At 48.6% G+C, this 20,546-nt stretch carries 18 protein-coding genes; 12 read left to right on the forward strand and 6 right to left on the reverse strand.

Annotated features, from left to right (window positions below):
• Window positions 1-4: 4 nt before the first annotated feature.
• Window positions 5-325 (reverse strand): hypothetical protein, encoded by a 321-nt coding sequence (locus tag GWG06_RS13755; protein ID WP_160713873.1) that lies wholly within the window; start codon window positions 323-325, stop codon window positions 5-7.
• Between the two features lie 36 nt (window positions 326-361).
• A complete protein-coding gene (gene porX, locus GWG06_RS13760; RefSeq protein WP_127044238.1) occupies window positions 362-1,915 on the reverse strand; it encodes a T9SS response regulator signal transducer PorX in 1,554 nt (517 codons plus the stop codon).
• Window positions 1,916-2,255: 340 nt separating this feature from the next.
• Here porX and GWG06_RS13765 point away from each other — a divergent pair, with 340 nt between their 5' ends.
• From GWG06_RS13765 to GWG06_RS13810, 10 genes are all read left to right on the forward strand, one after another.
• Window positions 2,256-3,482 (forward strand): HD domain-containing protein, encoded by a 1,227-nt coding sequence (locus GWG06_RS13765; protein WP_127038292.1) that lies wholly within the window; start codon window positions 2,256-2,258, stop codon window positions 3,480-3,482.
• An 89-nt stretch (window positions 3,483-3,571) separates the two neighbouring features.
• Window positions 3,572-4,621, forward strand: a complete 1,050-nt coding sequence (gene lpxD / locus GWG06_RS13770; protein ID WP_127038286.1) for a UDP-3-O-(3-hydroxymyristoyl)glucosamine N-acyltransferase — start codon at window positions 3,572-3,574, stop codon at window positions 4,619-4,621.
• A 37-nt stretch (window positions 4,622-4,658) separates the two neighbouring features.
• Window positions 4,659-6,077, forward strand: coding sequence for a bifunctional UDP-3-O-[3-hydroxymyristoyl] N-acetylglucosamine deacetylase/3-hydroxyacyl-ACP dehydratase (locus tag GWG06_RS13775; RefSeq protein WP_235938332.1), 1,419 nt, complete (start codon window positions 4,659-4,661; stop codon window positions 6,075-6,077).
• Between the two features lie 3 nt (window positions 6,078-6,080).
• Window positions 6,081-6,881, forward strand: coding sequence for an acyl-ACP--UDP-N-acetylglucosamine O-acyltransferase (gene lpxA, locus GWG06_RS13780; protein ID WP_127038284.1), 801 nt, complete (start codon window positions 6,081-6,083; stop codon window positions 6,879-6,881).
• A complete protein-coding gene (locus GWG06_RS13785) occupies window positions 6,865-7,485 on the forward strand; it encodes an ABC transporter ATP-binding protein (protein WP_160713874.1) in 621 nt (206 codons plus the stop codon). Before lpxA ends, GWG06_RS13785 begins: the two co-directional genes overlap by 17 nt.
• Window positions 7,486-7,591: 106 nt before the next feature.
• On the forward strand, window positions 7,592-8,872 hold the full coding sequence (locus GWG06_RS13790; RefSeq protein ID WP_160713875.1) for an MFS transporter: 1,281 nt from the start codon (window positions 7,592-7,594) through the stop codon (window positions 8,870-8,872).
• 18 nt (window positions 8,873-8,890) lie between these two features.
• Window positions 8,891-9,730: an MBL fold metallo-hydrolase gene (locus GWG06_RS13795; RefSeq protein WP_127038278.1), complete on the forward strand. Its 840-nt coding sequence runs from the start codon at window positions 8,891-8,893 to the stop codon at window positions 9,728-9,730.
• A 55-nt stretch (window positions 9,731-9,785) separates the two neighbouring features.
• Entirely contained in the window at window positions 9,786-10,166 is a 381-nt protein-coding gene (locus GWG06_RS13800; protein ID WP_235938334.1) for a co-chaperone GroES, read from the forward strand.
• Between the two features lie 223 nt (window positions 10,167-10,389).
• Window positions 10,390-11,934 (forward strand): helicase HerA-like domain-containing protein, encoded by a 1,545-nt coding sequence (locus GWG06_RS13805; RefSeq protein WP_160713876.1) that lies wholly within the window; start codon window positions 10,390-10,392, stop codon window positions 11,932-11,934.
• 216 nt (window positions 11,935-12,150) lie between these two features.
• Entirely contained in the window at window positions 12,151-13,197 is a 1,047-nt protein-coding gene (locus tag GWG06_RS13810; protein WP_127038274.1) for a Gfo/Idh/MocA family oxidoreductase, read from the forward strand.
• A gap of 31 nt (window positions 13,198-13,228) precedes the next feature.
• Here GWG06_RS13810 and GWG06_RS13815 read toward each other — a convergent pair whose 3' ends face one another.
• Window positions 13,229-15,133: a RecQ family ATP-dependent DNA helicase gene (locus tag GWG06_RS13815; protein ID WP_160713878.1), complete on the reverse strand. Its 1,905-nt coding sequence runs from the start codon at window positions 15,131-15,133 to the stop codon at window positions 13,229-13,231.
• A 57-nt stretch (window positions 15,134-15,190) separates the two neighbouring features.
• Window positions 15,191-17,296 (reverse strand): heavy metal translocating P-type ATPase, encoded by a 2,106-nt coding sequence (locus GWG06_RS13820; protein ID WP_160713879.1) that lies wholly within the window; start codon window positions 17,294-17,296, stop codon window positions 15,191-15,193.
• Window positions 17,297-17,552: 256 nt separating this feature from the next.
• Here GWG06_RS13820 and tsaE point away from each other — a divergent pair, with 256 nt between their 5' ends.
• Together tsaE and GWG06_RS13830 are read left to right on the forward strand one after the other, a co-directional pair.
• The gene (gene tsaE / locus GWG06_RS13825) at window positions 17,553-17,990 is read left to right on the forward strand and encodes a tRNA (adenosine(37)-N6)-threonylcarbamoyltransferase complex ATPase subunit type 1 TsaE (protein WP_160713880.1); all 438 of its coding nucleotides are present in this window, start codon (window positions 17,553-17,555) and stop codon (window positions 17,988-17,990) included.
• A 40-nt stretch (window positions 17,991-18,030) separates the two neighbouring features.
• Complete coding sequence (locus tag GWG06_RS13830; RefSeq protein ID WP_127038266.1) at window positions 18,031-19,248, forward strand: alanine dehydrogenase; 1,218 nt, start codon at window positions 18,031-18,033, stop codon at window positions 19,246-19,248.
• Between the two features lie 127 nt (window positions 19,249-19,375).
• Here GWG06_RS13830 and GWG06_RS13835 read toward each other — a convergent pair whose 3' ends face one another.
• Window positions 19,376-20,176, reverse strand: a complete 801-nt coding sequence (locus GWG06_RS13835; RefSeq protein ID WP_127038263.1) for an undecaprenyl-diphosphate phosphatase — start codon at window positions 20,174-20,176, stop codon at window positions 19,376-19,378.
• Between the two features lie 75 nt (window positions 20,177-20,251).
• Window positions 20,252-20,533, reverse strand: coding sequence for a DUF3098 domain-containing protein (locus tag GWG06_RS13840; RefSeq protein WP_127038261.1), 282 nt, complete (start codon window positions 20,531-20,533; stop codon window positions 20,252-20,254).
• Window positions 20,534-20,546 lie beyond the last annotated feature (13 nt).

Raw genomic sequence — 20,546 nt, forward strand, 5'->3', positions numbered from 1 at the left:
TTTATTATTCTGCGCTTTCGCTGCCGATGTTATTATTTTCATCCGATGCATCCGGCACCGGTTTACTGTTGAGGATCTGCTTGTACAGCTTATGTGATTCTGCAGTCAGCAGGTCTTCATCCAGCGGCAGGGTAGAAATAATGTCCAGCAGGGTGTTGATGCGTCCTTCCAGATTCAGGAATTTGTTGATCACCACAACCTTCTTGTGTTCCAGGATGCAATAACCGGAAGTAAAGGAGCCTTTTTCGAAGCGCAGCACGTATTTGGCGTCTTCGAAAATCTTTTCCAGTTTAGTGAGATTACCGGGGGTGATTTTAATATTCATGCAGCAAAAGTAGGCAAAAATAGTGTTTGGAAACAGCTATTTGCTGGCCATTCTGGCTACCGGTACAATCATTTCTTCCAGTGAAATACCGCCATGCTGAAAGGTGTTGCGGTAGTAGTTCACGAAATAATTGTAATTGTTCGGATAACATAAATATCCGTCTCCCCTTGCAAAAATATAGGATGAATTCACGTTGGGCTTGGGCAGTCCGGCTTCCCGCGGATCCCTGAATGCCAGTACATCCCGCGCATCATAGTTGAGGTTGCGGCCGTGCTTGTAGCGCAGGTTGGTGGTTGTCTGTTTATCGCCGATAACTTTCACGGGTGTTTTCACGCGTACGCTGCCATGATCGGTGGCGATAATGAGATTGATTTTTTTATCACTGATGCGTTTCAGCGCCTGGTGCAATGGACTGTGTTCAAACCAGCTGGCGGTCAGGGAGCGGTAGGAGGCTTCATCTCCGGCCAGTTCCTTCAGCACTTCCATTTCTGTGCGGGCATGGCTCAGCATGTCCACAAAGTTGTATACGACGATGCTCAGCGGATAGTCGAGCAGGTTATGAATATTGTTCAGCATATGCTGCGCATCCTGGTGATTGGTCACTTTTGTGTAGGAAAACCGTGGATCCATTTTCAGCCGCTGCAGCTGTGCCGCAAAGAATTTTTCTTCATACAGGTTTTTTCCGCCTTCTTCATCATCATTCTTCCATTCTTCCGGGAATTTACGTTCAATGTCTACCGGCAGCAGTCCGGAAAAGATGGCGTTCCGGCTGTATTGCGTGCTGGTAGGCAGTATACTGAAGAAGGTATCTTCTTCCAGCAGGCGGAAAGACTCCTGGAAGATCGGCAGGATGGCCTTGTATTGGTCCAGCCGCAGGTTATCGATCAGCAGGAATACGTTGGGCACTTCCGGATCCAGTGCGGGCACTACCTTTTTTTCGAAAAGGGTGTGCGACATCACCGGGGCGTCTTTTGTTTTGGGATGCAGCCAGTCTGCATAATTACGGCTGATGAATTTGGAGAATTCGGTATTGGCTTCCGCTTTCTGGGTGTTGAAAACTTCCAGCATTTCCGGGCTGTTGGCTTTGGTCATCTCCATTTCCCAGTAAACGAGTTTTTTGTAGATGTCCATCCATTCGTTGTAGTCCGGACTGGAGTTAAGCGCCATGAACAGGGAGCGGAACTCCTGCTGGTAGGCATTGGTGGTTTTTTCGGCCACCAGTCTTTTATTGTCAATGATTTTTTTGAGCGACAGCAGTACCTGGTTGGGATTAACGGGTTTGATGAGATAGTCGGTGATCTGGGAGCCGATGGCGTCGTCCATCACGTTTTCCGCCTCGTTTTTGGTAATCATGACCACGGGGATCTGCTGGTCTATCTCCTTTATTTTGCCGAGGGTTTCCAGTCCGGTGATACCGGGCATGGACTCATCCAGCAGCACTACGTCTACCACCTGTTCCTTCAGGAATTCCAGGGCGTCATATCCGTTGGTGAGCGCGGATACCTTGTAGCCTTTGCTTTCCAAAAAAATTATCTGTGATTTTAAAGATTCTATTTCGTCGTCTACCCAAAGTATATTTATCTGGTTCATAGTTCATTTTGAAGGTTCCGGAAAGAAAATTACCGCTATTTTTTCTCAAAAACCATTCCCTGCCTGCCCGGCACCGGTAATTATATGTTAAAATAGTACGGGATATCCAAAAATCCCAGGTGGAAAAAGCGGCTGAGGTCTTAAAGTTATTTACCTTCGCGCATAACATTTTTCTACCTGTAACCTACCAGCTGTTTTTACTGTAATAGGGGTATTCCATATAAAAAGCGTCATTATAAGTAAAAAAATTACATATAATTAATTCATATTGTAGTTTTGTATAATGGCACACAGCATTTTGGATGTGGATAACTCATCTGAAATTGAACAACTTGATGCAATGACCGAACGCAAGCGAAAAATTGTTAATGATCCGGTGTATGGCTTTATTACCATAGATCACCCGTTGATTTTTAACCTCATTTCCCATCCCTGTTATCAGCGGTTGCGCCGCATTCATCAGATGGCGCTGGCACACCTGGTATATCCCGGTGCAATGCACACCAGGTTTCATCATAGTTTGGGAGCCTATCATCTGATGACCATGGCGTTGCAGGAGTTGAAGAGCAAAGGCACGGAGATTACTGAAGCGGAGGAAGTAGCTGCCAGAATGGCGATACTGCTGCATGATATAGGCCACGGGCCTTATTCTCATGCATTGGAGAATGGTATTATTGAGGGCGTTTCCCACGAGGAGATTTCGCAATGGCTGATGGAAGACCTGAACAAACAGATGGATGGTGCGCTGACGCTGACCCTGGATATCTTCAATGGCCGTTATCATAAAAAATTCCTGCATCAGCTGGTTTCCAGCCAGCTGGATGTGGACAGAATGGATTATCTGAACCGTGACAGCTTCTTCACCGGCGTGGCAGAGGGCACTATCGGCTACGACCGTATCATAAAAATGCTGAAAGTTCACCAGGGTGAGCTGATGGTAGAAGAGAAAGGTATTTATTCAATAGAAAAATTCATTATTGCACGCAGGCTGATGTATTGGCAGGTATACCTGCATAAAACCGTACTGAGCGCGGAAAATATGCTGGTAAAAATCCTGCAGCGGGCTAAAATGCTGGCACAGGACGGGCAAAAGCTGTTCTGCTCCCCTGCCCTGGAATATTTCCTGTACAATACCATTACCCGGGATAACTTTGAACAGGAGCCGGATTGCCTGCGCCTGTTCTGTAAACTGGATGATTACGATATACTGGGAGCCATTAAGGTATGGACCGGACATTCGGATAAAGTACTGTCACTTTTATGCAACTGGCTTATTAACAGGGAGTTATTCAAGGTAGTGCTCCACAACGAACCTTTTGACAACAGCACGGTTGAGCTGCTGCGTCAACAGGTGGCACAAAAATGGGAGATATCAGGAGCGGATCTTGATTTCTTCGTTTTCACCGATGTAGCCTCCCTGCGGGCCTATAATGCAAGCGACGAAAATATCAATATTCTTTACAAAGACGGAACTGTGAAAGACATTTCCTCCATTGATAACGCACTGATTAGTCACACACTGGCTATACCGGTAAAAAAATTCTACATTTGTCATCCAAAAATCTAGGCTAACAACGTTTTATAAAGCATTAAAATGTTAAAGAATTAATTCATACAAATCCGGAAGTAGCCTGGAAAACATTACAAATATTAATTATGCAGTTTAGCGCATTACAATTAGCTACCATGTTAGATGGTAAGCTGGAGGGAAATCCGGACGTGAAGGTGAGCAACATCGCCAAGATCGAAGAAGCTGGCGAAGGGATGCTCAGTTTTATTGCCAATCCAAAGTATGAAGAGTTCATATATACCACAAACGCGTCCATTTTAATAGTAAATGAGAGCCTGGTGATAGAACGCCCCATTACATCTACCCTGATCCGGGTGAAAGATGCCTACAGCAGCTTCGCCCTGTTGCTGGAGAAATACCGCTACCTGACAGGTAACAAATCCGGTATTCAGCAGCCATCCCATATACCCCAGACGGTAAAAATGGGGGAAAATGTGTTCGTAGGCGCCTTCGCCTACCTGGGAGAAAATGTGGTGCTCGGCAATAATGTAAAGATATACCCTGGAGTTTATCTCGGAGATAATGTTATTGTTAACAATGACGCTGTGCTGTATCCGGGTGTAAAAGTATACGATAATTGCATTGTGGGAAGCCGTGTGATCCTGCATGCAGGCTGTGTGATTGGCGGCGACGGCTTCGGTTTTGCCCCTCAGCCGGACGGTTCCTATAAAAAAGTACCGCAGATCGGTAACGTAGTGATCCACGATGATGTGGAAATCGGCGCCAATACTACTATTGACCGCGCTACGATGGGTTCTACCGTTATCCGTCAGGGTGTGAAACTGGATAACCTTATCCAGGTGGCACACAACGTGGACATAGGCCCCAATACTGTTATTGCTGCGCAGACAGGCGTTTCAGGCAGTACCAAAATAGGGCAGAACTGCGTGATCGGCGGCCAGGTAGGTATGGTGGGTCATATTCATATCGCCGACGGCACCAAAATCAATGCACAGAGCGGTTTGTCCAAGTCTATTACCGTCCCTAACAGCTCTCTGACCGGCTCCCCGGCGTACGATTATAAAAGTTCGCTGAAAAGTCAGGCAATTTTTAGAAATTTGCCGGACCTTGAAAAAAGGGTGAAGGAATTAGAGGAGATGGTAAAACAACTGTTACAGGAAAGAGCAGGGGTTTAATTTTATCTGAAGATCAAACAGTTATACATTAGTTAATATGATGGAAAATCAACAGTTGCAGAACCAGCACACATTGAAAGGCGATATCAGTATTTCAGGTGTGGGTTTGCATACAGGAGCCAGCGTAAACATGACACTGAAGCCGGCATCAGCAGGCTTTGGTATCAAATTCCAACGTATAGACCTTCCTGACCAGCCTGTAGTAAAAGCGGATGTAGACTACGTAGTGGATACCGCCCGCGGCACCACCCTGGAGCACAACGGCGCACGCGTGAGCACCGTGGAGCACCTGCTGGCAGCCCTGGTGGGAACCGGTGTGGATAACGTGCTGATTGAACTGGACGGCCCCGAAATTCCTATTATGGACGGCAGCTCCCTCCCTTTCATTGAAGCTATCGAAAAAACCGGTATCCAGGACCAGGACGCCAAAAAGATCTATTATACCATAGATACCAATATCAGCTATTACGACGAGCAGAAAAAGGTGGAAATGGTGGCTTTGCCGGCTGTTGACTACCGTATTACCTGCCTGATCGATTTCAATTCACCGGTACTGGGTACGCAGCACGCCAAAATGGGCGGTATAGAAGAATTCAGAAATGACATTGCTTCTTCCCGTACCTTCTGCTTCCTGCATGAACTGGAATACCTGCTTAACAACAACCTGATTAAAGGCGGAGATATCAACAACGCCATCGTGGTGGTAGACAGGGCAGTGAATGAAGATGACATGCAGCGCCTGGCAAAAGCATTCAACCGTGAAACGATCTCTGTTCAGCGCGAAGGCATCCTGAACAACATAGAGCTGCGCTTCCCCAACGAGCCGGCCCGTCATAAACTCCTGGATGTAGTGGGCGATCTGGCCCTGATTGGTTTCCCGATCAAGGCGCACATCATTGCCAACCGTCCCGGCCATGCTTCCAACGTGGAATTTGCCCGTAAAATCAAGGCATATATCAAGAAAAACAAGCACAATAAAGACGTACCCGTGTACGATCCCAATCAGCCGCCTGTTTTCGATACCCCGCGTATAGAAAGAACCCTGCCGCACCGTTACCCGATGCTGCTGGTAGATAAAATCATTGAACTGGGTGAAGAACGCGTAGTAGGTATTAAGAACGTTACCTTCAACGAACACTTCTTCCAGGGCCATTTCCCGGGCAACCCTGTCATGCCGGGCGTATTACAGCTGGAAGCGCTGGCGCAGGTAGGTGGTATCCTGGCCCTGAACCGCGTACCGGATCCTGAAAACTACGACACCTACTTTCTGAAAATAGACAACTGTAAGTTTAAACAGAAAGTATTTCCCGGTGATACCATGATCCTTAAGATGGAGCTGCTCAGCCCCATCAGAAGAGGTATCGTTGAAATGCGGGGAACGGTATTCATCGGAAACAAAGTGGTAACGGAAGCCGATATGATAGCACAAATTATAAAAACAAGAGAAGGCAAATAACGCATGATTCACCCGCTCACATACATACATCCGGACGCCAAAGTTGCGCCCAATGTAAAAATTGATCCGTTTACCGTAATTCACAAAAACGTAGAAATAGGAGACGGCACCTGGATAGGTTCTAACGTAACCATCATGGAAGGAGCCAGAATAGGCAAAAACTGCCGCATATTCCCCGGCGCTGTTATTTCTGCCATCCCACAGGATTTAAAATATGCGGGTGAAGAAACAACGGTAGAAATCGGCAACAATACCACGATCCGTGAATTTGTGACGATTAACCGTGGCACCAAAGACAAATGGAAAACCGTGATCGGCAACAACTGCCTCATCATGGCCTACAGCCATATTGCCCACGATTGTGAAGTAGGCAACTACTGCGTCTTCTCCAACAATACCACCCTTGCCGGCCACATCACCGTTGGCGATCACGTGGTACTGGCGGGCATGGTAGCCATCCAGCAGTTCTGTAAGGTAGGCGACCACGCATTCGTTACCGGCGGTTCCATGGTACGTAAAGACGTACCTCCTTACGTAAAGGCTGCCCGTGAGCCCCTGTCCTACGTTGGCGTAAACTCCGTAGGCTTAAAGAGAAGAGGTTTCTCCCTGGAAAAAATCAATCATATCCTGGATATTTACCGTGTGATCTTTGTGAAAGGGTTTAAATTATCCAAGGCTGTCAGCATCATCGAAGCAGAATTCCCTGCTACCGACGAAAGAGATGAAATACTCTCCTTCATCCGTGAGTCCGGCCGCGGTATTATGAGAGGTTATACTTCCCGCTCCAATGACGATATCTCTTAATCAGACGGGCAAACGCTTTAACTACGACTGGATTTTTCGTGGTGTAACGCAGACCTTCCGTGAAGGACAGCGATACGCTATATTAGGGCCTAACGGTTCCGGGAAATCCACCTTATTACAGGTTATCAGCGGCGCCATTCAGCACAACGAAGGCGTCATCGAATATGGCACACCGGAAAAACCCATCGCTCCTGATGCGTTTTTCCGGTACTGTGCTATCGCAGCTCCTTACCTGGAGCTGATTGAAGAACTCACCCTCACAGAAATCATCGGATTTCACCTGCAGTTTAAAAAATTCCTTCCCGGTATCACTCCTGCTATTGCCATGCAAAAGGTAGGACTGGAAAAGGCAGCCGGCAAACAGCTCCGGTATTTCTCCTCCGGTATGAAACAGCGCATAAAACTGGCCCTGGCCATTTTCAGCGATGTGCCCGTACTCCTGCTCGACGAACCCTGCACCAACCTGGACGCGGCCGGTATAGAGGTATACCAGCAACTGATCCGCGAATTCGGTGGCAACCGCCTCATCATTGTCAGCTCCAACGACCCCCAGGAATATTTCATGTGCGAACACTTCCTCCGTATACAGGACTATAAAAAATAACGTATAGCCGTTACGGTTCTCTCCTGCGCTGCCGTTTTGCAAAAAACAACGGCTTATTGCTATTTTATTATCTTCGCTGACAACTAAACACAGCTAAAAGCTTTTTATGCAAACTGCCAGTAAAAAGGTGATTAATGGCTGGGCCATGTATGACTGGGCCAACTCCGTTTACAACCTTGTTATCACTACTACCTTCTTCCCTATCTATTTTCTAGCTGTTACAGAGGAACATGTGTCGTTCCTGGGAATGCGATTTGTCAATTCCGCCCTGTACAACTATGTACAGGCTGCAGCCTTCCTCCTCGTGGCCATCACCACGCCGATACTGTCTTCCATCGCCGATACCCGCGGCAACAAAAAGATCTTCCTGAAGTTCTTTACCATCCTGGGTTCAGCAGCCTGTGCAGCCTTGTACTTCTTCGATAAAAGTTCGCTGAACACCGGTGTATTTGCCTTCATGCTGGCTACTGTCGGCTATTGCGGCGGACTTGTATTCTATAACTCCTATCTGCCGGAGATAGCCGCGCCGGAAGACCGTGACCGTATCAGCGCCAAAGGATACAGTCTGGGTTATATCGGCAGCGTTATCCTTCAGCTAATCGGGTTTGCACTGGTACTCCTCAAACCTTTCGGTATGGACGATATAAAGCCGGTACAGATTACCTTCCTGCTGGTGGGTGTCTGGTGGATCTGCTTTGCACAGATTCCTTTTGCTACCCTGCCGGCCAGCAAACCATCCGTTGATAAACACCAGGGAAATATATTTACAGAAGGCTTTGCAGAACTACGCAAAGTGTATGCGCAAGTGAAAACCATGCCGGTGCTGAAGCGCTTCCTTCGTGGCTTTTTCTTCTACAGCATGGGTGTACAGACGGTCATGCTGGCTGCTACCATCTTCGGCAGTAAAGTGCTGAACCTCCCATCCAGCACCCTTATTGCCGTAGTGGTAATTATTCAGCTGGTGGCCATTCCCGGCGCATGGAGCATGGCCAGGCTCTCCGGCATCTATGGTAACCTCCGGGTACTGATCGGGGTGCTGATACTCTGGATAGGCATCTGCATCGCCGGTTACAAGATGCAGACCGCCATGCACTTTTACCTGCTGGCAACTGTGGTAGGCCTGGTAATGGGAGGCGTGCAGTCGCTCAGCCGCTCTACCTACGCCAAACTGATGCCGGAAACAAAAGATACGACCAGCTTCTTCAGCTATTACGACGTTACCGAAAAGCTGTCTATCGTTATCGGCATGTTCTCATTTGCCTATATCGACGACCTGACCAACAACCTGCGCAACTCAGTACTGGCGCTGGTGGTATACTTTATCATCGGCCTCGTGTGGATCATCTCCGCCCTGCTGAAACAAAAACAATTGTCTTCCGTTAAATAAATCAAATACCAGAACATTATGCGGTTATATACGATCGATACGGGATTTTTCAAACTGGACGGCGGCGCCATGTTCGGCGTAGTACCCAAAACGATGTGGAACAAACTCAATCCTGCAGATGACAACAACCTCTGCACCTGGGCCATGCGCTGCCTGCTGATAGAAGACGGCAACCGCCTGATACTTGTTGACAACGGTATCGGCGATAAACAGGATGCCAGATTCTTCAGCCATTACTACCTGCACGGCGATGCCACCCTCGATAAATCCCTGGCGGCACACGGCTTCCACCGGGATGATATTACCGACGTTTTCCTCACCCACCTGCACTTCGATCATTGCGGAGGCAGCATCAGAAGAGAAGGCGACAAACTGGTGCCGGCCTTCAAAAATGCTACCTTCTGGAGTAATGAAGACCACTGGAAATGGGCTACCCAGCCCAACGACCGGGAAAAGGCTTCCTTCCTGAAAGAAAATATCCTGCCCATACAGGAAAGCGGGCAGTTGAAATTCATTGAACATAAAGACGGCACTGCCTTTACAGATAATATCTCTGTAAGATTTGCCAGCGGCCACACCGATGCCATGATGCTGCCACAGCTACAATACAAGGATAAAACCATCCTGTACATGGCGGATCTGCTGCCCTCTGTGGCGCACCTCCCCCTCCCATATGTGATGGCATATGACATGTTTCCGCTGACCACCCTCACGGAAAAGAAAAAGTATCTGCAGGAAGCCCTGGATCAGCAATATGTGCTGTTCTTTGAGCATGATCCGCGCATCGAATGCTGTACGCTGGAAATGACGGAAAAAGGTATCCGCGCCGCCAACACCTTTGCCCTGCAGGAACTGTAGCCCTGTCAGTCTGTCATTAAACACAACCCTGCATTATTTTTGATTCCGGTTACCTATGGCTATACATATTACACCGGATAACAAACTAAAAAAGCTGATCGTTGTTGGCGACCGGGTGCTGATAAAGCCCTCTACGCCGCACGACCGCACCAGAAGCGGCTTATACCTGCCTCCCGGCGTGCAGGAAAAAGAAAAGGTGCAAAAAGGATATGTTATCAAAACCGGCCCCGGATACGCTATCCCCATTCCTGTAGACGAAGAGGATTCCTGGAAGCCGGAAGAAGATAAAGTCAAATACATTCCCCTGCAGGCCAAAGAAGGCGACCTCGCCATCTTCCTGCTGAGCGGCTCCACCGAGATTGTCTATGAAGACGAGACGTACTTCATAGTGCCACAGGGAGCGATATTGATGCTGGAACGGGAGGAAGACCTTTAGGGGAGACCCGTTTTTATTGGTTGGAACTGAAGGGCAATTACGAATTACGAATTGCGAATTACGAATGTAAAGGCGAAGAGCTAAACGAAGATTAAAAGTGATATTTAATACTTATCACCTTTAATCTTCGTTTAGCTCTTCGCCTTTACATTCGTAATTCGCAATTCGTAATTCGTAATTCACATTTTTTCCTTACCTTATAAGCACTTCAAACACTTACATTATGGGCAATAAAGAAGCATTTCTGGAATCTATCAAGAGTGGTTATACCTTCAAGGGGGAGCATTTCAAGCTGGGTTGCGCCATGCTGGATGGTGAAGTGGTTACCGGCGCGGATGTGTTCCTGCCATTGAAAACCATGAACCGTCACGGGCTGATTGCCGGAGCTACCGGTACAGGTAAAACCAAGACCCTGCAGGTGATTGCAGAAGGGCTGAGCGATGCCAGCGTGCCGGTGTTACTGATGGATATCAAGGGGGATCTCAGCGGTATAGCCGCTGCCGGTACGGATAATCCCAAAATACAAGAACGCTATCAGAAGATTGGCGGCTCCTGGAGCCCGGCCGCATATCCTGCTGAGCTGCTGTCACTCAGCCAGGAAAAAGGTGTTCGTTTACGCGCTACCGTTAGCGAGTTCGGGCCGGTGCTGCTGTCTAAAATACTGGAGCTGAACGATACCCAGGCGGGCCTTGTAGCCATGCTGTTCAAATATTGCGATGATAATAAACTGCCGCTGCTGGACCTGAAAGATTTCAAAAAAGTACTGCAGTTTGCAGGCAATGAAGGTAAAGCCGAACTGGAAAAAGACTACGGTAAAATTTCCACTACTTCTACCGGCACCATCCTGCGTAAAGTGATAGAGCTGGAACAACAGGGTGCAGAGCTGTTCTTCGGAGAGCGGTCCTTTGAAGTGGATGACCTCATGCGGGTGAGCGATGATGGCCGTGGTGTCATCTCCATTCTGCGTGTAAGCGATATCCAGGACCGTCCCAAACTCTTTTCCACCTTCATGCTCAGCCTGCTGGCCGAATTGTATGCCACACTGCCCGAAGAAGGCGATATGGACAAACCCAAGCTGGTCATGTTTATAGATGAGGCCCATCTCATCTTCAATGAAGCCAGCGATGCCCTGCTCAAACAGATTGATACCATCATCAAACTGATCAGATCCAAAGGCGTGGGCATTTTCTTCTGCACACAAAACCCGATGGATGTTCCCGCATCCGTACTGGGACAGCTGGGACTGAAAGTACAGCATGCCCTGCGCGCCTTTACTGCCAATGACCGTAAAACCATCAAACAGACAGCCGAAAACTATCCGCTGTCTGAATTCTATAAAACAGATGATCTCCTTACTCAGATAGGTATCGGCGAAGCGCTGATTACCTGTCTGAATGAAAAAGGCGTACCCACACCGCTGGCAGCGACCATGCTGGTATCGCCACGCTCCCGCATGGATGTACTGACTACCGGCGAACTAGACGGACTTATCAGTAACTCCAAACTGGTCAGGAAATATGCTGAAACCATCGACAATGAAAGCGCCTACGAAATACTGACCGCCAAACTGCAGGAGGCCGCAGAAAAAACTGCGGAAGCTCCCGCCCCTAAAGGCCGACAGAAAGAAGAAAAAGGCATCTTCGAACAAGTACTGGAAAGCTCCGCAGTAAAACAGGCCGGCCGCACCGCCGCCAGCGTCATCACCCGCAGCCTGCTGGGCGCACTGGGACTGGGCGGCAGAAGCAAAAAGAAAAGCAGCTGGTTTTAGGCTGCTTTCAATAACGGCCCCCTTTAATTAATTACGAATTGCGAATTACGAATTACGAATGTAGAAGCGAAGATTTAAACGAAGATGAAAGAGGATTTACAATAGCTATCTCCTTTCATCTTCGTTTAAATCTTCGCTTCTACATTCGTAATTCGCAATTCGTAATTCGTAATTAATTTATTATTTTGACGCTTTCGGATCTCAAACAATATAATTATGGATAAAGTCATTAAAACAGGTATCTGTTCCTTTGGTATGTCCGGCCAGGTATTTCATGCGCCCTTTCTGTATGTGAATCCGGGTTTTGAGTTTACGGCTGTAGTGGAGAGAAGCAAAAATATTGCACGGCAACGGTATCCGGATGTGAAGGTGTATACGACTGTGGAAGATATGATTGCAGATCCTGAACTGGAGCTGATCGTAGTAAATACACCCAACTATACACATTTCGACTATGTAACCAAGGCACTGGAAGCAGGTAAAAACGTGGTGGTGGAAAAACCCTTTACGGTGACTGCAGCAGAAGCAGATACACTGATAGCACTTGCCTCCTCTAAAAAGCTGCTGCTCAGCGTATATCACAATCGCCGCTATGACAGCGACTTTAAAATAGTACGCCAGGTTATCAGCGACGGGCTGCTGGGTGATATCCTGGAAGCGGAAATACACTACGACCGCTTCAAGGAAGAACTGAGTTATAAGAAACATAAGGAAGGGGGTTTGCCCGGTACCGGCGCCCTGTATGACCTGGGCTCCCACCTGATTGATCAGGCACTGACGCTGTTTGGTATGCCGCAATCCCTCTGGGCCGACATCCGTATCATTCGCCGGGACTCCGTTGTGGATGACTACTTTGAACTGGTACTCTACTATGATACACTCCGGGTACGTCTGAAATGCAGTTACCTCATCCGTGAGGCGCTGCCTTCCTATCAGCTGCACGGACGTGCCGGCTCTTTTATCAAAACGAAATCTGATATACAGGAAGCGCAGCTGCAAAGAGGACTGCTGCCCAATAGTCCGGACTGGGGCGCAGAGCAACCGCATGAATGGGGCTTGCTGCACACCGAAATCAACGGCAAGGTGGTAAAACAATTCCTGCCGGGAACCAATGGTAATTACATGGATTATTATAACGGCATTTACGCCGCGCTGGTAAATAATGCGCCCAACCCCGTTGCTCCGCAGGACGCCAGCAATGTGATCAGGGTAATAGAAGCTGCCTTCAAAAGCAGCCGGGAAGGAAAAGTTATTTCGCTGTAATCATCTTACGCAGTTAGTCTTCTCCGGAGGGCTAACTGCTTTTTAATCTTCCGCTGTCATCTCTCTCTACCAGCCCCTCTTCATTCATAAACTGTAAAACGGCCATCAGATCGCTTTTGCGGACGTCCGGCATTTTTGTCTGCAGTTCCGGGAATAACAGCGGCTGCTGTTTCAGCAGCGCTATAACGTTGTCGGATATACGCTTAAAAGCAGCGGTATCCAGCGGAGCTGATTTTTTCTTCAGGCAGATATCACATACACCGCACGGGGCTGCCTTCTTTTCTCCGAAATAGGCCACCAGCTGCTGTGTGCGGCAGGTGTCCGTATTCCGGGCATAGGCAAACATGGCTGTCAGCCGGTCGGTATAAATTTTCTTCAGCATATCTATGCGCGCCATATTGATGCGCAGCAGCGAAGCGGATACCCGCTCCTGTAAAAAGCAGAGCTGTGGCTCATCCCGGCGGGCATGATAATGAATGATACCATACTGATGCAGCTGGTGCAGCAGGGCGGCAATATCATCATCTTCCATCAGCATGATTCTGCCTATCTGTCTTTCATATACCGGTACGGCATTGTCGAAGATACCTTCGTAGGTGCGGAGTAATACCTTGATGATCTCTTCCAGCGCCGGATAAGCGCTTTCAAAGGCATAGAGGGATTCCTTATTGGTAACAAACTCCACGCGGGAAGGCAGGAACACGCTTTCGCTGAGCTGCAGCACTTCTTCCTGCTCCAGCAGGCGGATGGCGCTGTACACGGTGGTGAGGTTCAGCTGGAAGGTGCGGGCAAAATCATTGATATCAAAATCGAAATATACGCCTTCAGCGCTGCCAACAGGTACCTGCAGGTAGTTTACGACACATTGGTAAACTTCACGGATCTGTTCAAGCGAAGGAAACTGCAGGGCAATACGTGCATGCATGTCCGTTAGTTCCGCTTCATTATACAGCATCACGGCATAGGCTTTCTGTTCGTCCCTGCCTGCGCGGCCGGCCTCCTGGTAGTAGGCTTCCAGGCTGTCGGGAATATCGTAATGCACCACAATACGCACATCCGGCTTGTCTATACCCATACCAAAGGCATTGGTACATACCATGATGCGGATGTCGTTATTGATCCATGCCTCCTGACGGGCGGCGCGTTCTGCCTGTGGCAGGCCGGCATGGTAATAACCTGCGGAGATACCTTCCAGTTGCAGCAGGGTGGCTATTTCGCGGGTACGTTTGCGGTTGCGGCAATATACGATACCGCATCCCGGCACCCGATCCAGTATATGTTTTACTTTATCTACCTTGGTAGTTTCTTCCAGTACGCTGTAAGAAAGATTGGCTCTGGCAAAGCTTTTGGTAAAAACGCCGGCATCTTTCATCAGCAGTTTATCGCAGATGTCCGTCTGTACTTTAGGTGTGGCAGATGCTGTCAGCGCCAATACGGGTATTTCCGGGAAAAAGCTGCGTATATCCGCTATCTTCAGATAGGCAGGTCTGAAATCGTATCCCCATTGGGAGATACAATGCGCTTCATCTACGGCGATGAGGTTTACCGGCAGGCCATCGCAATAGGTCTGAAAAAGTTTGCTTTGTAATCTTTCGGGAGAGATATACAGAAATTTGCAGCCACCGCGGCGCGCCGCTTCCATCACGCGTTCCACATCCTTATAGAGCATGCCGGAATAGATGCAATAGGCAGCAATTCCTTTCTTTTTCAGGTTGGCAACCTGGTCTTTCATGAGTGCGATGAGCGGTGTAACCACCAGGCACAGACCGGGTTTCATCATGGCAGGCACCTGGAAGCAGATGGATTTACCACCGCCGGTAGGCAGTAATGCAAGTGTATCCTGACCGGACAGGATGCTGTTCACAATATCTTCCTGTAACGGGCGGAACTGGCTGTAACCCCAGTATTGGCGGAGTATGTCTGCGGGTGTACTCAATATTTTTTCACGCTATGATGCGTTCGCAATTTACTATTAAGAACGCATATTCCGGGGTTAACGGTACACGTTCTTATAGCGCAGGCGTACAGAATTGATGGCCAGCACTACATCGGAGAGTCCCATAATACCCGCGCCCACAATAGGATTGAGAAATCCCAGTGCAGCCACCGGAATAGCCACCACATTGTAGATGAAGGCCCAGAAAAGATTCTGTCTGATAGTGAGATAGGTATGTTTCCCCAGTCCCATTGCCAGCGGCAGGGCGCCGAGATGATTATTCAGGAGTACCACATTGGCGCTTTGCATAGCCACCTGGGTGGCATCGCTGAGGGAGATACCGATTGTTGCCCTGGACAGGGCGGGAGCATCGTTGATGCCATCGCCCACCATCGCCGTAGGCGCTATCTTCATTAACCTGTCTATTTCCTGCAGTTTCTGTTCTGGAGAATGTTCCGCATACACCTTGCTGATGCCTAGCGTGGCGGCCAGTTCCCGGCATTTGCGTTCTGTATCGCCGCTGAGCAGTACCGGTTCTATACCGGCATCCTTCAGTTGCTGTATTACTGTGGCAGCTTCCGGTCTGATTTCATCGATGAAATCTATCCATCCCAGCAACTGATTATTCCGGATCAGGTAGAGGTTATGGCTGTCATCAGCGGTGAGTCCGGCGGCCATGCGGAAGGAGCCGAGCTGCCATTCGTTGCCCTGCTTATCTTTGGCGCGCATACCTAATCCTTTATGTTCGCGTACCTGCTGCAAAGGTGTTTCCCCGGCGGATTTCCAGAGCGTTACCACAGACCGGGCAATGGGGTGTGAAGAATACTTCTCCAGGCTGTACACCACGCTTTTGAATGCTTCTTCCGTCAGGTCATTATAGCTGTATTGTCCCAGTTGCAGTTTGCCGGTGGTCAGGGTACCGGTTTTATCAAATACGATCTGGCGGATATTGCTGAACATCTCCAGTGTATGCCCCCCTTTGATGAGAATACCATTTTTGGCGGCGCGGCCCAGTCCTACCATAACGGCGGCAGGAGTAGCCAGTCCCATAGCGCAGGGGCATGCTATAACGAGTACGGCTACACTGCGCATCATAGCGGTAGCCAGGGAAGTATGTCCGATAAAATACCAGCCCAGGAAGGTGACGATGGCGATGCTGAGCACCAGCGGTACAAACACGGCACTGATGCGGTCTGCCAGGCGCTGCATAGGCGCTTTATCGCTCTGGGCCTGCTTTACCAGCTCAATGATATAGGAAAGTACGGTATCTTTTCCGGTAGCGGTGATATACACTTTGATGCTGCCGTCTTCCAGGATGGTGCCACCGATTACTTTATCCTTTTCCTGTTTGCTGACAGGGGCACTTTCGCCGGTGATCATAGATTCGTTGGTATGGCCGCTACCCCAGTAGATAGTGCCATCCATGGGAATTTTATCTCCGGTATTCACCAATACGCAGTCGCCGGGGCGCAGCGTACGGTTATCTACTTCTTTGATATGTTCATGACCATGGTCTGTATTGATAAGCCGGGCGGTGGTGATCTGCATCCGTGCCAGGTCAGCAATGGCGGAAGTGGTTTGTTTTACGGAGCGTTCTTCCAGCAGGTTGCCCAGGAAAACGAGGGTGATGATAGCTGCAGTGGTTTCATAAAACAGGTAGTCTGTACTGCCATACATGATGGTGCCGGTGAGGCTGTATACAAACGCTGCGGTGGCGCCCAGCGTCACCAGTACATCCATGTTAGCCATACCGTTCATGACCGATTTCGCGGCACTGCGGCCGAAGTGCCACAGTCCTGTCAGGTATACCGGTAAAGTGAGCCAGAACTGCACCCACGGATGATGTAACCACGGCCAGCTTATCCACATATGTAACAGCAGGGGCAGCGTAAATATTAAGCAAAAAATAAATTTGAAGGTCAGGGTATTAAAAAAAGCCACTTTTACCGGAGCGTCATCGGGCATTACTACCCGGAATCCAAGCTGGGTAATACCATTCAGTACCTCTGCAGAGTCGGCGCCGGCAGGAGCGGTAAAACTCACTTCTTCAGTGGCAAAGCTGACATTCACATTTTCCATCCCTTTCTTTTCCAGGTATTTGGAAATATTCATTGCGCAGGTAGTGCAATGCATCCCTTCCACCTTACAACTAACTGATGTCATAGGTCCTTCTTTTTCCTGCTACAAATTTACTGACCGCAGCAGTAAGGAGGGAAAATATTAATGCAACAGCCATTCATTTGGTTATTGGGTTATTTGAGATTTGGTTATTTGAAATGCAGCGGAGAAGGTGGAGGAGTTTTGAGATCTGGGGATTAGGTGGTTTAGAAATGCAGCGGAGATTTTCGCATAGATCTTTGGTGTGTTAATAAATCTCGAAATTCCAAAATTCCAAAATCGTAAATCCTTAACTTCGCGGATGCAATGGACATTTACACTGGATCAGCTGCCGGAGATTGCCGGTTCCTTCTGGAGCTATTTTGCTGACAAACAGGTGTTTACCCTGAACGGCCCTATGGGCGCAGGAAAAACCACGCTTATCAAGGCATTATGTGCCGCCAGGGGTGTGGAAGATGCCACTGCCAGCCCTACTTTTTCCATTATCAATGAATATGCCTACAGGGACTCGCAGGGGCAGCAACGGCGTATCTTTCACCTGGACCTTTACCGGCTCCGGGATGAAGATGATGCTATCAGTGCGGGAGTGGAAGACACCCTTTACCAGAATGCCATCTGCTTTGTGGAATGGCCCGATGTGGTAGCGCCGCTGTTACCGCCGGACACTATACATCTGCAACTGGAAGTGTTGCCCGATCAAAAAAGGGTATTGCGCGAAACCGCCGCATCTCACAAATAGTGTATCTTTACTTAAATACTGAAAATAACATTCACCGTATATGGAGCAAAGGCAAAAACCTGTAGTGAGTGCTGGCTTTACTTATTCACCACTGGAAGAAACGCTGGATATACCACAGAAGAATTCCCGTTTATACATAGGCATCCCGAAAGAAAACTCCTTCCAGGAAAACCGAATAGCCCTGACGCCCGACGCGGTAAGTATACTGGCTGCACACGGACATCATATAGTGGTAGAACATAAAGCCGGCGACGGATCACATTACTATGACACCGACTATTCAGAGGCCGGCGCTGAGATCGTATATGATAAAAAGGAAGTTTTCAAGGCAGAAATCATTGTTAAATCAGCTCCGCTGAACGATGAGGAAATAGAACTGCTCCATCCCCACCAGATTGTCATCTCACCGATTCACCTGGCTGCGCTCAAAGCGCCGCAGGTACAGAAGATGATGGATAAACGTATCACCCTGCTTTCTTTCGAAAATCTGAAAGATGATGCCGGCACCTACCCCATTGTACGGGCCATGAGTGAAATTGCCGGCGGCGCTGTCATGCTCATCGCAGGTCAGTACCTCAGCAACGGCAACAAGGGTAAAGGTATTCTGCTGGGAGGCATTACCGGCATTCCGCCCACCAAGGTAGTCATCATCGGTGCGGGCATTGTAGGCGAGTTTGCCGCCCGTACTGCCATGGCGCTGGGCGCTTCCGTGAAAGTATTTGATAACAACATCTATAAACTGAAACGCCTGCAGAACAATATCGGCGTACGTGTATTCACCTCCGTTATACAACCCAAAGTGCTGGCGGAACAGCTTCGCAATGCCGATGTAGCCGTAGGCGCCCTCTCCTCACAGAGCGGCCGTACTCCCGTTGTTGTCAGCGAATCCATGGTGAGCAATATGAAAGCCGGCTCTGTCATTGTAGATGTCAGCATCGACCGCGGCGGCTGCTTTGAAACGTCAGAGATCACCAGTCACGAAAATCCTGTTTTCAAAAAATACGACGTAGTCCACTACTGCGTACCCAATATCCCTTCCGGATTTGCACGCACTGCCTCAGAAGCCATCAGCAACGTACTGATGCCTCTCCTCATCGAAGCTGCCGATGACGGCGGTTTCGAAAACCTGGTATGGATAAAACGCGGTGTCCGCAACGGTATCTACCTGTATAAAGGCGCACTGACCAACTACCACCTGAGTGAGAAGTTCAAACTTAAATACACGGATTTGGAGCTGTTGCTGGCAGTTAAAGGATAAAATTCGGGAATTACGAATTACGAATTGCGAATTACGAATGAGGAGCGAAGACATAAGCGAAGAAGTAAATTCTTTATCCGCTTATGTCTTCGCTCCTCATTCGTAATTCGCAATTCGTAATTCGTAATTAAATTTCCAGCGAGTAGCCCATCAATATCGCCGCAATAATCACAGCACCAACCACTATCCTATAATACCCCCACATTTTGAAGCCGTATTTTTTCAGAGCGCCGATGAAGAATTTGATGGCGGCCATGGCTACGAGGAAGGCTACGATATTTCCTACCAGCAGGAGTTTCAGGTTATCGGGGTGTGCCAGGAGCAGGTCTTTTCCTTTCAGCAGCTTATAACCTGTGGCGGCAGCCATGGTAGGCACAGCGAGGAAGAAGGAGAACTCTGCGGCCACATTGCGGGTGAGTTTCTGCTGCATACCGCCGATGATGGAGGCGGCACTGCGGCTTACTCCGGGAATCAGCGCCAGGCACTGGTAAAAACCAATACGCAGTGCAGTGAATATATTTATTTTCTCATCTGTATCGATGGTAGGCTGCTGAAACCAGTTATCTACAAACAGTAATACCACTCCTCCCAGCAACAGGGTAATACCGACGGTGAGCGGGCTTTCCAGCAGCTGATCAATTTTATCGCTGAAGAGGTATCCGCAGATAAGCGCTGGAATAACGGCTACTATCAGCTTCAGGTAGAAATTAAGGCGGTTCTTGTCAAATACCAGAAACTTGCGCCAGTAAAGTACCACTACCGCCAGGATGGCTCCCAGCTGAATCACTACTTCAAATAACTTGGTGAATTCGTCTTTATTAATGCCCAGTAAGGAGCTGACGATAATCATGTGCCCAGTGGATGAAATCGGGAGAAATTCGGTGAGGCCCTCAACAATCGCGATGATGATGGCATGAAAAAAGTTCATGTACGCTGCTATGGTTAAAAGTGAAAAAAAAAGCGATGAGTGATCATCGCTGTTAAATATTGTTGATGGTACTTATTAAGCCTTTGTTTTCGGACGGTGCATGATGGCATATACTTCTACCAGCAGCCCCAGCACAATCACAATCGGAGCCAGGGTAATACGGCGGAAGCTGTACACCTGCTCAGGCTTGAAGGAATTAGGATCGCTGCTGTCGCCACCCATCATCAGCAGGAAGCCGATAACAATTACCACAATGCCCGCCAGCATAAACTTATAGTTTTCTTTAGGCAGAATAGGATGGCTGTCTGCAACCGGCGCTTCTTTTGTTATGGTGGACTTAGTAGTTTCTTTAACCATAGTATTAGATATT

Origin of the sequence: Chitinophaga solisilvae (assembly GCF_009928525.1) — a bacterium.
GTDB classification, from domain to species: Bacteria; Bacteroidota; Bacteroidia; order Chitinophagales; family Chitinophagaceae; genus Chitinophaga; species Chitinophaga solisilvae.

Bases quoted from the DNA above. Each gene is read 5' to 3' on its own strand.
- GWG06_RS13755 (WP_160713873.1), bottom strand. From the start codon at position 325: ATGAATATTAAAATCACCCCCGGTAATCTCACTAAACTGGAAAAGATT.
- porX (WP_127044238.1), bottom strand. From the start codon at position 1,915: ATGAACCAGATAAATATACTTTGGGTAGACGACGAAATAGAATCTTTA.
- GWG06_RS13765 (WP_127038292.1), top strand. From the start codon at position 2,256: ATGACCGAACGCAAGCGAAAAATTGTTAATGATCCGGTGTATGGCTTT.
- lpxD (WP_127038286.1), top strand. From the start codon at position 3,572: ATGCAGTTTAGCGCATTACAATTAGCTACCATGTTAGATGGTAAGCTG.
- GWG06_RS13775 (WP_235938332.1), top strand. From the start codon at position 4,659: ATGATGGAAAATCAACAGTTGCAGAACCAGCACACATTGAAAGGCGAT.
- lpxA (WP_127038284.1), top strand. From the start codon at position 6,081: ATGATTCACCCGCTCACATACATACATCCGGACGCCAAAGTTGCGCCC.
- GWG06_RS13785 (WP_160713874.1), top strand. From the start codon at position 6,865: ATGACGATATCTCTTAATCAGACGGGCAAACGCTTTAACTACGACTGG.
- GWG06_RS13790 (WP_160713875.1), top strand. From the start codon at position 7,592: ATGCAAACTGCCAGTAAAAAGGTGATTAATGGCTGGGCCATGTATGAC.
- GWG06_RS13795 (WP_127038278.1), top strand. From the start codon at position 8,891: ATGCGGTTATATACGATCGATACGGGATTTTTCAAACTGGACGGCGGC.
- GWG06_RS13800 (WP_235938334.1), top strand. From the start codon at position 9,786: ATGGCTATACATATTACACCGGATAACAAACTAAAAAAGCTGATCGTT.
- GWG06_RS13805 (WP_160713876.1), top strand. From the start codon at position 10,390: ATGGGCAATAAAGAAGCATTTCTGGAATCTATCAAGAGTGGTTATACC.
- GWG06_RS13810 (WP_127038274.1), top strand. From the start codon at position 12,151: ATGGATAAAGTCATTAAAACAGGTATCTGTTCCTTTGGTATGTCCGGC.
- GWG06_RS13820 (WP_160713879.1), bottom strand. From the start codon at position 17,296: ATGACATCAGTTAGTTGTAAGGTGGAAGGGATGCATTGCACTACCTGC.
- tsaE (WP_160713880.1), top strand. From the start codon at position 17,553: ATGCAATGGACATTTACACTGGATCAGCTGCCGGAGATTGCCGGTTCC.
- GWG06_RS13830 (WP_127038266.1), top strand. From the start codon at position 18,031: ATGGAGCAAAGGCAAAAACCTGTAGTGAGTGCTGGCTTTACTTATTCA.
- GWG06_RS13835 (WP_127038263.1), bottom strand. From the start codon at position 20,176: ATGAACTTTTTTCATGCCATCATCATCGCGATTGTTGAGGGCCTCACC.
- GWG06_RS13840 (WP_127038261.1), bottom strand. From the start codon at position 20,533: ATGGTTAAAGAAACTACTAAGTCCACCATAACAAAAGAAGCGCCGGTT.